Source organism: Acinetobacter sp. YH16032, assembly GCF_013417345.1.
Classification (GTDB): Bacteria; Pseudomonadota; Gammaproteobacteria; order Pseudomonadales; family Moraxellaceae; genus Acinetobacter.
Map to the genome: position 1 here is coordinate 21,095 of NZ_VPEE01000032.1, position 10,420 is coordinate 31,514.

Here is a 10,420-nt window from a genome sequence, read left to right on the forward strand (position 1 = left end):
TCCTCATTCTTATTAAGAATTCCGACTGTTATGGTCGTATTTCTTTTAACTCTCTTTGAATAAAGTGTTGAATCATCTCTCGATATATTTTTTCCATCAGTAATGGATCCACACCATTCTTTGTAGCCAATTCACGTATTTTTTCAATCACTATTTCAACACGTTCAGGTGACTGTACATCTTGTATAGTTCTTTTAAAACGAACTGCCTGATCTACATAATATTGGCGTAAACCAATTAATTCTGTTATGGCTTGATCAATTGAATCTATCTGTGCTCGAGCTTGCTGAAGGGTTTCGCATTTTTCTTTATTGATTTTCAATTGATTCGGTATCCCTGTGTTCAGATTCATTTTCACTTTTGTACTTTTGTTCTAACACATTACTGAAAATACTTTCAATCATCCATACACGATATAAGCTATTAAACACATAACTCTTTCCATCGATACGAAGCTCAAGCACTGGTAAATCAGGTTGTGATTTCATCTCACAGAGTAATTGATTTTCTTCCAGCTTTTGACTGATCGACTCTTCAGTGAGCGTCGTGATATTCAAGCTCTGTTTTAAGGCTTGAATATGAGGTCGATACGATAGATCTTTACCTTTACTCCATACAGCCTGCAAGATTTCATACATTGCATCAAGACGTTGATCCTCAGGCACACTGTAAAACAATCGTGCTATTTCATATGTCGCCTGCTGAGTCGGTCGGCAAAACGGCGTAAATTTTACTTCTGTTCGTTTAGATAAACGCGTTGCCAAACTCCAATCAAATAAATCTCGTCCCTGATATTGCAATGGATAAACGGTAAGTTGGATATCGTAATAATCGGCAAGTTCCTCTTTAATATAAGCTAATAATAACCAAGAGATCGGATCTTCTAATGCAATATAGAGGTCTAACTCAGGATTCATCGCCTGAATCTCAGATAATTCTTCAGCATCATTCATTAGGTGTTCCCGCCACTCAATATGATTGATGAGAAAAATAGGATTACCGGTCAAGAGTCTTTGTTGTTTTAAACGGCGGGTCAATCTTAATAAATCATCTACCGCATGATACCGACGATTACCGAGCTCAAAAAAACTTGCTAAAACTGGCGTGTGATCAAAAGTTCGCTCAGCGATTTGTTGTTCTTTTCGATGTCGACTGGCCATGACATACAAAGTACGTAATTTTCCATACTGCTGTTGCCACAACATATGGAAGACATCTTCCAATAAATAGAGAAAATTTTCACCTGTTAATGGGGTATTTCGTAAAATCGTTTCTGCCTGTTGAATCGCTTCAGCACTTGGTATTTCAGGCTTTTCATTATCGAATCCGAAACGATGCTGGTACGCTAAAATTTGGGCATCACGTAGACTGTAATCTTGCCACTCTTCAGGACTCATATCATTTGGAGCTTCAGCAGCAGTATCTGAGATAACAATTTTTAAAGGCTTAATTTCATCTTTTAAAATGTCATTTAATTGTGCCAATTGCTGGACTGCAAGATAACTATACACATCATCTAAACGAAGATAGATCGTTAAACCCTGCTCAGTTGACAAGACCTCTTGACGATTTGGTTTCTGATAAAACCAACTCGATCGTAGCGGATCAAACCAACGGCGTAACAGTGACATGAGATGTGCCTCAGATGATTTTACTGGTAAATTATGTGATCAAAGTATCAAATTCATCGCTTTTTCTAAAAACTAAAAAAGTTTGAACGCGAGCAAAACTTATATCAAGACAAAGAGAATTGATCAATATTTATGACCTTTCTATCAAATATTGTCATTAATGTAATTGACGCTTTCAGATGAAATTCAAACTTTTCGTGATTAAAAAAGCATCCCGAAGGATGCTTTTGAATCATGATTGATCTAGTTTATAAGCAGATTAGATATCACGTACCGCACCTTTTGCAGCACTTGTTGCATGCATTGCATACGCTTTCAGTGCTTTAGATACTTTACGTGGACGCTCTTTCGCAGGCTTCCAACCTTTAGCTTCTTGTACTTCACGGCGCGCAGCCAATACATCATCAGCAACTGCTAAGTGAATCGTACGGTTTGGAATATCAATTTCGATACGGTCGCCATCTTCAACTAAAGCAATTGCACCGCCTTCAGCCGCTTCTGGAGACACGTGACCAATTGAAAGACCTGATGAACCACCCGAGAAACGACCATCAGTCACAAGCGCACAGTCTTTACCTAAGCCTTTTGATTTTAAGTAGCTTGTTGGATACAGCATTTCTTGCATACCCGGACCACCTTGTGGACCTTCGTAACGAATCAGAACCACGTCACCTGCTACGATTTTGCCGCCTAAGATTGCTTCTACTGCATCATCTTGGCTTTCAAATACGCGTGCTGTACCGTTGAATTTCAGAATCGAGTCATCTACACCAGCCGTTTTTACGATACAACCATCAAGTGCGATGTTACCGTAAAGGACTGCTAAACCGCCGTCTTTAGAGAAAGCATGTTCTGCATTACGAATCACGCCATTTTCACGGTCGCCATCAAGACGTGTGTAATAACGGTCTTGTGAGAATGCTGTTTGTGTTGGTACACCGCCCGGTGCTGATTTATAGAAGTTATATACCTCTTCATTTTCAGTACGAATAATGTCCCACTTATCTAAAGCGTCTTTTAATGTTTTTTCGTGTACGGTTGGTACAGAAGTATCTAACAAACCTGCACGGTCTAGTTCGCCAAGGATCGACATGATACCGCCTGCACGGTGGACATCTTCCATGTGAACATTTTTAACCGCAGGTGCAACTTTACACAGTACAGGCACTTTACGTGATAAACGATCGATATCGTCCATTGTAAAATCAACTTCTGCTTCATGCGCAGCCGCTAATAAGTGAAGTACTGTATTGGTAGAACCACCCATCGCGATATCTAAAGTCATGGCATTTTCATAAGCAGCTTTAGGGGCAATGTTGCGTGGTAATACGCTGTAATCATTTTGTTCGTAATGGCGTTTTGTGATTTCAACAATCAACTGACCCGCACGCTCAAATAGTTTTTTACGGTTGGCATGCGTTGCAAGTGTTGAACCATTACCCGGTAATGATAAACCTAATGCTTCTGTCAAACAGTTCATTGAGTTTGCAGTAAACATCCCTGAACATGAACCACAAGTTGGACATGCAGAACGTTCGTATGCTTTTACTTCTTCATCTGTATAGTTGTCATCTGCAGCAACAATCATGGCATCCACAAGGTCAATCGCTTGTTCACCACCACGAATTTGGACTTTACCAGCTTCCATTGGACCGCCTGAAACAAACACAACAGGAATGTTCAAGCGCATTGCCGCCATCAACATTCCCGGTGTGATTTTGTCGCAGTTCGAGATACAAACCATTGCATCTGCACAGTGTGCATTGACCATGTATTCGACTGAGTCAGCAATCAAATCACGCGATGGTAATGAATACAACATTCCGTCGTGACCCATTGCAATACCGTCGTCTACTGCGATTGTATTAAATTCTTTAGCTACACCACCCGCTTGTTCAATCTGACGTGCAACAAGCTGACCTAAGTCTTTAAGATGCACATGACCCGGTACGAATTGTGTGAATGAGTTGACTACTGCAATAATTGGTTTGCCAAAATCTTCGTCTTTCATTCCAGTTGCACGCCATAAGCCACGTGCACCCGCCATATTTCTTCCGTGTGTTGATGTTTTCGAACGATAGTCAGGCATTTTTATTTCCAACTTAAGCTGAGCTCGATGAATATGTATTCAATCTGGCTAAATGATACTGAAATATAAGGCTAAATCAGTTGAACCTTACTTCTATTATGACAGCTTTCTGATTAACAGTTAACCATTGCTTGCAATTGTTCGTATAGGTCTGATTTGCCCTCAACGATCTAAATCGATGTAAGAGATGTGATCTACTATAAACCCTTATCTGAAATCGTAATACAAAACTTTCATGAATCTTTTTTTAAAAATACATAAATTTTATTAATCACACCTTAAGCACAAAATGCACATGAAAACGTTTCAAATTACGACCTTATTTGGGCGAAAATCGCTTTTGGCATATAATGTTCTTTATATTGTTTTGGAAGTGTCTGAGTGAAAATCATCTTTGCGGGAACCCCTGAATTTGCAGCGAGTGCATTAGCAGCTTTGCTAAAGACTTCTCATGAAATTGTTGCTGTGTATACGCAGCCAGACCGTAAAGCAGGACGTGGACAAAAACTAACAGCGTCAGCGGTAAAGCAATTGGCGCTTGAGCACAATATTCCTGTTTACCAACCTTTACATTTTAAATCGTCGACTGAGGAAGGTTTGGCTGCTCAAGCTGAACTCAAGTCTTTCAATGCTGATGTGATGGTGGTCGCAGCATACGGTTTAATCTTGCCTCAAGTCGTTTTAGATACACCTAAATACGGCTGCTTGAATATTCATGGTTCCTTATTGCCTCGCTGGCGAGGTGCAGCCCCTATTCAACGCGCTATCGCGACAGGTGATACTGAAACAGGTATTACGATCATGAAAATGGCAGCTGGTCTAGACACTGGTGACATGATGTTTAAAACGATCTGTCCTATTACGGCTGAAGATACTTCTGCAACCTTACATGATAAACTGGCTCAACAAGGGGCTGAAGCCACTCTCGCTGTTTTAGAAAGTGAAGACACTTTAAAGCATTATTTAGATACACGTGAAGTTCAAGATGAATCACTGACAGTATATGCACATAAACTGTCGAAGGCTGAAGCTCAAATTAACTGGGCAAATGATGCTGTGACGATTGATCGAAATATCCGTGCTTTCAATCCTTGGCCCGTAGCTTTCACTCCTATTGATGAAACCAACAATTTACGTATTTGGAATTCGAAACTTTCTTCACTCACTCCATCAACTCAACAAGTCGGTGAAATCATCGCTGTCGATCAGGATGGTGTTCACGTTGTGTGTGGTGATCATCAAGTGATTTGCCTCACTCAACTTCAGTGGCCAGGCGGTAAAGCGCTCAATGCTGCACAAATTCTACAAAGTCAAAAATTGCAGCCAGGACAGATCTTCGCATGAGCCAACAATCTTCTCATTTAAATTTACGCGGGCATGTGATTAAAACATTACTGGCCGTTCAGAATGGACAATCCCTCACCTCTGTTCTTTCCCAACATCTTTCATTGGTTGGTGAACGTGATCGGGCCTTATTTCATGAATTGACTTTAGGCACTTTACGCCAATGGCATGCGCTTAAAGCAATTACTCTCCCTCTTCTGACTAAACCACTCAACAATGAAACCGTTGAAAGCTGCCTATATTTAGGTTTATATCAACTGCTTTGCACGCGTATACCAGCACATGCGGCTATCTCAGAAACGGTAACAGCGACTAAACAACTAGGTTTTGAGGCCTTAAGTGGCGTCGTGAATGCGATTCTACGTCGTGTTTCACGTGAAACTGAAGAATTCGGCGCAGCATTAGACCAAGCCCATGGTTTACCTAGTTGGCTATTTAAACGCTTGAAAAAAGATTGGCCCGAGCATCTTCAAATGCTTTCAGTCGAACTTAAACTGGCTGCGCCTTTGACACTACGTGTAAATGAACGACAAGTAAGCCGTGAGGAATATTTAGATATTCTTGATGAAGAAGGGATTGATGCTCATCCATGTGAATGGTCCGATGTAGGCATTATCTTAGATCAATCCGTGCATATTCCTCACCTCCCTGGCTTTGAAGAAGGTGGTTTTTCTGTTCAGGATGAACATGCTCAACTTTGCGCGACCTTGTTGCCGAATCTTGATGATAAGATCGTAATTGATGCATGTGCGGCTCCAGGTGGAAAAACAGCACATATTTTAGAGTGTTATCGTCCTAAAAAGCTGTATGCGATCGATCACGACACAAAGCGTTTAAGCCGCGTAAGTGAAAACTTAGAGCGTCTTGCTCTTAATCAGTATGCACCAGTGGAAATACTGACTGCTGATGCTACGGTATGGTCTGCACCTGAACAGGCTGACTGTATTATTCTTGATGCACCGTGTTCTGCTATTGGAGTTGTACGACGTCATCCAGATATTCGTTTACTTCGCCAATCTACCGATATCCAACAAACGGTTGCTCTTCAAAAACAGATTCTGAATCATATGTGGCAACAACTCAAAGTTGGCGGGTCAATGCTTTATATTACCTGCTCGATTTTGAAAGCTGAAAATGAACACCAAATGATTGATTTCTTCAACACGCATGCAGATGCTCAAGAAATCAAATTAAATGTAAATTGGGGAATTGAACAAATCCACGGCCGTCAGTTATTGCCACAACAAGGTCATGGGGATGGATTCTATTATTGTTTAATTCAAAAGATTTAATGCTATTTTTTAAGATAGTTTATTTCTAATTTATCGACATATTAAAAAAGCCATGACTCATGTCATGGCTTTTTTAATATTGATCTAAAGTGGTTTAATCTTCAAGCTCATCTGGGTTTTTTGCCAAATGAATCATTGCTAAAATAAGACCACCCCATAACAGCACTGTTGAGATAATAAGCATCATTAAAGCAGAAGTATTCATCTTATTTCTCCTCAGGTCCATTGTCTTTTAGACGACTAAAAACAACCGCACAGAATACAAAGATTGCAACTACACTGCCACCAATTGGCAATAGAATCTCAATTGGATAACCGCCATAACCTTCAGTAAATATTGACTTCAAGGTCATCAATAGCGCAGCTAACAATGAGATTGGTGTAACTACAGTCAACATGAAGTTCCAACCAGCACCTAGCTTAATACTAGAATATTGGTTTACATGTTCTTGAAGTTGCTTTAACAACGGGCGACGGAACCATGACACCAATACGATTGATAATAAGCCACCCGCGACAATACCAATATTATTGGCAAAGTAATCGATAATATCGACAAACGTAATCGCGCTGTGAGTTGAAAACAATAAAGTTGAAACAATTGCTGAACCACCTGCAATAATTGTCACAGCCTTCTTACGAGACCATCCTAACTTGTCTTGAAAACCTGCGATTGGAACTTGAAGAATACTGACCATGGATGTAATCCCTGCAACTGTTAAAGATGCAAAGAACAAGAAGCCAAATAAGTCTCCGCCAGCCCCCATGCTTGAAATGATTTTAGGGAAAGCGATAAAAGCTAAACCAATACCACCAGATACAACATCGTCAACTGAAGCACCCGCACTGTAGGCCATGAAACCTAATGCTGCAAATACCCCAATACCAGCTAAAATTTCAAAAGATGAATTTGCAAGAGCAACGACTAGTCCAGAACCAGTTAAATTCGTTTTTTTCTTCAAATACGAAGCGTAGGTCAACATAATCCCGAAACCAACGGATAACGAGAAAAAGATATGGCCAAATGCAGCTAACCACACTTTATAGTTGCCCATTGCTTCCCAGTTTGGTGTAAAGAATGCATTTAAACCTTGGACAGCACCTGGTAAACGAATAGCTTGAATCACGAGAATCGTAAATAAAACCACCAATAATGGCATAAAGATCTTATTCGACAATTCCACGCCTTTCTTCACCCCACCATACAGGATGAACATAACGATCGCCCAAACGACAACCAAACCTATAAATAAGGTCGGAACAAATCCAAATGCTAAGCCTTCGCCATTCTGAAGATAGGTGGTGAAAAAGAATTTTTCTGTATCACTTCCCCACTGTTGACCAAATGAGTAGAACATATAACTACCCGCCCATGACAATACACTGGCATAGTAAATACCAATAATTAATGTCACAGCGACTTGCCACCAACCCAATGATTCACCATTCATCAACTTCTTGTAAGCTGTAGGTGGGGCCTTACGGTATTTATGTCCAACTGCATAATCTAAAAATAAAAGTGGAAGACCGGCAGCAAAAATTGCAACCAGATAAGGGATTAAAAATGCCCCGCCACCATTTTCATATGCGACATAGGGAAAACGCCAAATATTGCCTAAACCTACTGCAGAACCAATAGCTGCAATAATAAAACCTGATCTGGCGCTCCAATTTTCACGTGAAGCTGTCATATAGTACCTAATCCGTAAATGGGTACACGCTTACTGCTATTGTTGATGTTATCTCGCAAGTAATTGCATACCATTAAAATTTTTTTGTTTGAATCAGAAACGGCCTTTTGAGCATTTTTTTCGAATTACAAACCCCCCCTTATTTAATATTCTTGGTTAAAGAAAGATGAAATAAAGGATGTTTAATGAATCAACAATAGCGCTTTTAATCAGATTTTTCTGTAATTAATTCAGGAAAAAACTGTGTTTCATCATTTTTTTATTCTTATTGATTAATTTTAACTCAATATGTTTATTTTTAAATCACTGCGTTAATCTAAACTAAATAATTTAAAAGGAGCGTTATGCTCCTTTTAACATAAAAAATAATTATCCTTGTTTAATCACAAGCAAACGCTCTTCTTGCATATCTCGAATTGCTGATTGAATCCCTTCTCGACCTAGACCCGAATCCTTAACGCCACCATAAGGCATATTATCTACACGGAATGATGGAATATCATTAATGATGACACCACCTACATGTAAATGATTCCACGCATACATCATTTTATTCAGACTTTGTGTATAAACGCCAGCTTGTAGACCAAATCGGCTTTGATTAATTGTAGCAATGCCTTTTTCAAAATCTTTGTACTTCTCTAGAATGGCAACGGGTCCAAAAGCTTCATCTTTATAAATTTCTAAAGACACATCAACATTTTCTAACAATATTGGATCAAATAAAGCCCGTTTAACCTGACCTTCAACTAAAACTTTGGCACCCTTCTTTACAGCTTTATCGACCCATTTTTTAAGCCTTTTAGCTTCTGCCTCCTTGATCATAGGGCCACATAAGGTCGAGTCTGAATTCGGATCGCTCGCTTTGATTTTTTTTATTTTGGAAATTAATTTCTTCTTTAAATCCGTATAAATATTTTCATGGACTAAAATTCTTTGGACACTAATACAAACTTGACCTGCATGGTTATAAGCTCCCCCAATAAGACGATCAATTAACACATCAGATATTTCAGTATCAGGTTCAATTAAAACAGCAGCATTTCCACCAAGCTCTAAGGTGACTTTTTTTCGACCTGCACGTGCTTTCATATCCCAACCGACTTCATCCGATCCAGTAAAACTGAGTAATTTGAATCGGTCATCGGTTACCAAAATATCCGCCTGTTCGCGAGGACAAGGTAAAACTGAAAATGCACCTTGAGGTAAATCAGTTTCAGCCAACACTCCTGCAATTTTTAGAGCAGAAACTGGTGTAAGTGATGCAGGTTTCAGTACGAAAGGACACCCTGCTGCAATTGCAGGTGCAATTTTATGAGCAGTTAAATTAAGTGGAAAATTAAAAGGACTAATTAATGATATAGCACCAATCGGAACATGTTTAATCATACCTGTATAACCCTGTGCAGCAGCTGTTACAGCCAATGGCATTAAACGCCCATCGTCGATTTGTGTAACAGCATCAGCAGCGATTTGAAAGGTATTTATAAGACGCTCAACTTCAGCCTGAGCTGCTTTTAATGGCTTTCCACCCTCTGCAATCAAAATTGCAGTTAATTCCTCTCTCATTTCGCCAAAGCGTTTGACACAATGTAATAAAATCTTTTGCTTTTGAAATGGTTCTAATTTTGCCATTGCCTGTTCTGCATCAATTGCAGATTGGATTGCTTTTTCTAAAGTATTTGCATCTGCTAAGGCTACTCGGGCAAATGTTTTTTGGCTAAATTTATCTTTTACCTCAAGCCATTGACCTGTTTGGGATGCTTTAGAGGCAACATAAAGAGAATAATCACACTCAATTTTTTTTTCTGAATTGGTCATCGCGTATCCTTAAATATATTCGGATTTAAAACTTTTAAATTCACTATATCATGACCTCTCAAGCAACTTCTGTTCATGAGTAATTAAGTAATATATTTTTCACTCTTACTTTTTATTATATACATGCCTCTATTGCATCTCGCATGCATTTTAGTCACTCATTACCTAAAGCATTAAAATACAACCACGACCTATTGTTTAGGCGATCATTTTTCTATGTACACAGGAACACCGATAGAAACTAATCATGCTTTATGAATTTGAGCATCAGATGGATAAAAGCGGTTGTTATAAATGTTCAAGACATAAAATTTATCGTTTATATGATTATTTTTTCAATTTTAAGATTAAAAATGTATTTAACGGATATTTTCCCGTACCCATGCCTTTCCCTTAATTTTATTTGTTTATTTTTTTCTTTTCACATAAAAAAACACCCCCTTGTATTGAAGGGGGTGTTTAGAATAATGAGCTGGCGATGACTTACTCTCACATGGGTAACCCCACACTACCATCAGCGCTAAGAGGTTTCACTTCTGAGTTCGGGAAGGG

The 10,420-nt window shown here is 39.2% G+C and carries 8 protein-coding genes; 2 read left to right on the plus strand and 6 right to left on the minus strand.

Annotation, left to right across the window (positions count from 1 at the left end; genetic code table 11):
• Positions 1 to 28 precede the first annotated feature (28 nt).
• From FTV32_RS13400 to ilvD, 3 genes are all read right to left on the minus strand, one after another.
• Positions 29 to 352 carry a chorismate mutase gene (locus FTV32_RS13400; RefSeq protein WP_218947420.1) on the minus strand — a complete coding sequence of 108 codons (324 nt, stop codon included), beginning with the start codon at positions 350 to 352 and terminating at the stop codon, positions 29 to 31.
• Positions 309 to 1,631 carry a hypothetical protein gene (locus tag FTV32_RS13405; protein ID WP_180028931.1) on the minus strand — a complete coding sequence of 441 codons (1,323 nt, stop codon included), beginning with the start codon at positions 1,629 to 1,631 and terminating at the stop codon, positions 309 to 311. Before FTV32_RS13405 ends, FTV32_RS13400 begins: the two co-directional genes overlap by 44 nt.
• Positions 1,632 to 1,890: 259 nt before the next feature.
• On the minus strand, positions 1,891 to 3,720 hold the full coding sequence (ilvD, locus tag FTV32_RS13410; RefSeq protein ID WP_081403313.1) for a dihydroxy-acid dehydratase: 1,830 nt from the start codon (positions 3,718 to 3,720) through the stop codon (positions 1,891 to 1,893).
• 381 nt (positions 3,721 to 4,101) lie between these two features.
• Between ilvD and fmt the strand changes: the two genes are divergently transcribed.
• Together fmt and rsmB are read left to right on the plus strand one after the other, a co-directional pair.
• Positions 4,102 to 5,064, plus strand: coding sequence for a methionyl-tRNA formyltransferase (gene fmt / locus FTV32_RS13415; protein ID WP_035270415.1), 963 nt, complete (start codon positions 4,102 to 4,104; stop codon positions 5,062 to 5,064).
• Positions 5,061 to 6,356 (plus strand): 16S rRNA (cytosine(967)-C(5))-methyltransferase RsmB, encoded by a 1,296-nt coding sequence (rsmB, locus tag FTV32_RS13420; RefSeq protein WP_035270418.1) that lies wholly within the window; start codon positions 5,061 to 5,063, stop codon positions 6,354 to 6,356. The genes fmt and rsmB overlap by 4 nt, the downstream gene beginning before the upstream one ends.
• Before the next feature lie 94 nt (positions 6,357 to 6,450).
• Here rsmB and FTV32_RS13425 read toward each other — a convergent pair whose 3' ends face one another.
• The 3 genes from FTV32_RS13425 to FTV32_RS13435 all read right to left on the minus strand — a co-directional run bounded on the left by FTV32_RS13425 (position 6,451) and on the right by FTV32_RS13435 (position 9,868).
• Positions 6,451 to 6,561, minus strand: a complete 111-nt coding sequence (locus FTV32_RS13425; protein ID WP_081403317.1) for a methionine/alanine import family NSS transporter small subunit — start codon at positions 6,559 to 6,561, stop codon at positions 6,451 to 6,453.
• 1 nt (position 6,562) lies between these two features.
• Positions 6,563 to 8,047: a sodium-dependent transporter gene (locus FTV32_RS13430; protein ID WP_180028932.1), complete on the minus strand. Its 1,485-nt coding sequence runs from the start codon at positions 8,045 to 8,047 to the stop codon at positions 6,563 to 6,565.
• A 369-nt stretch (positions 8,048 to 8,416) separates the two neighbouring features.
• On the minus strand, positions 8,417 to 9,868 hold the full coding sequence (locus tag FTV32_RS13435) for an aldehyde dehydrogenase family protein (protein WP_180028933.1): 1,452 nt from the start codon (positions 9,866 to 9,868) through the stop codon (positions 8,417 to 8,419).
• Positions 9,869 to 10,420: the final 552 nt, after the last annotated feature.

Bases quoted from the DNA above. Each gene is read 5' to 3' on its own strand.
- FTV32_RS13400 (WP_218947420.1), bottom strand. From the start codon at position 352: ATGAATCTGAACACAGGGATACCGAATCAATTGAAAATCAATAAAGAA.
- FTV32_RS13405 (WP_180028931.1), bottom strand. From the start codon at position 1,631: ATGTCACTGTTACGCCGTTGGTTTGATCCGCTACGATCGAGTTGGTTT.
- ilvD (WP_081403313.1), bottom strand. From the start codon at position 3,720: ATGCCTGACTATCGTTCGAAAACATCAACACACGGAAGAAATATGGCG.
- rsmB (WP_035270418.1), top strand. From the start codon at position 5,061: ATGAGCCAACAATCTTCTCATTTAAATTTACGCGGGCATGTGATTAAA.
- FTV32_RS13425 (WP_081403317.1), bottom strand. From the start codon at position 6,561: ATGAATACTTCTGCTTTAATGATGCTTATTATCTCAACAGTGCTGTTA.
- FTV32_RS13430 (WP_180028932.1), bottom strand. From the start codon at position 8,047: ATGACAGCTTCACGTGAAAATTGGAGCGCCAGATCAGGTTTTATTATT.
- FTV32_RS13435 (WP_180028933.1), bottom strand. From the start codon at position 9,868: ATGACCAATTCAGAAAAAAAAATTGAGTGTGATTATTCTCTTTATGTT.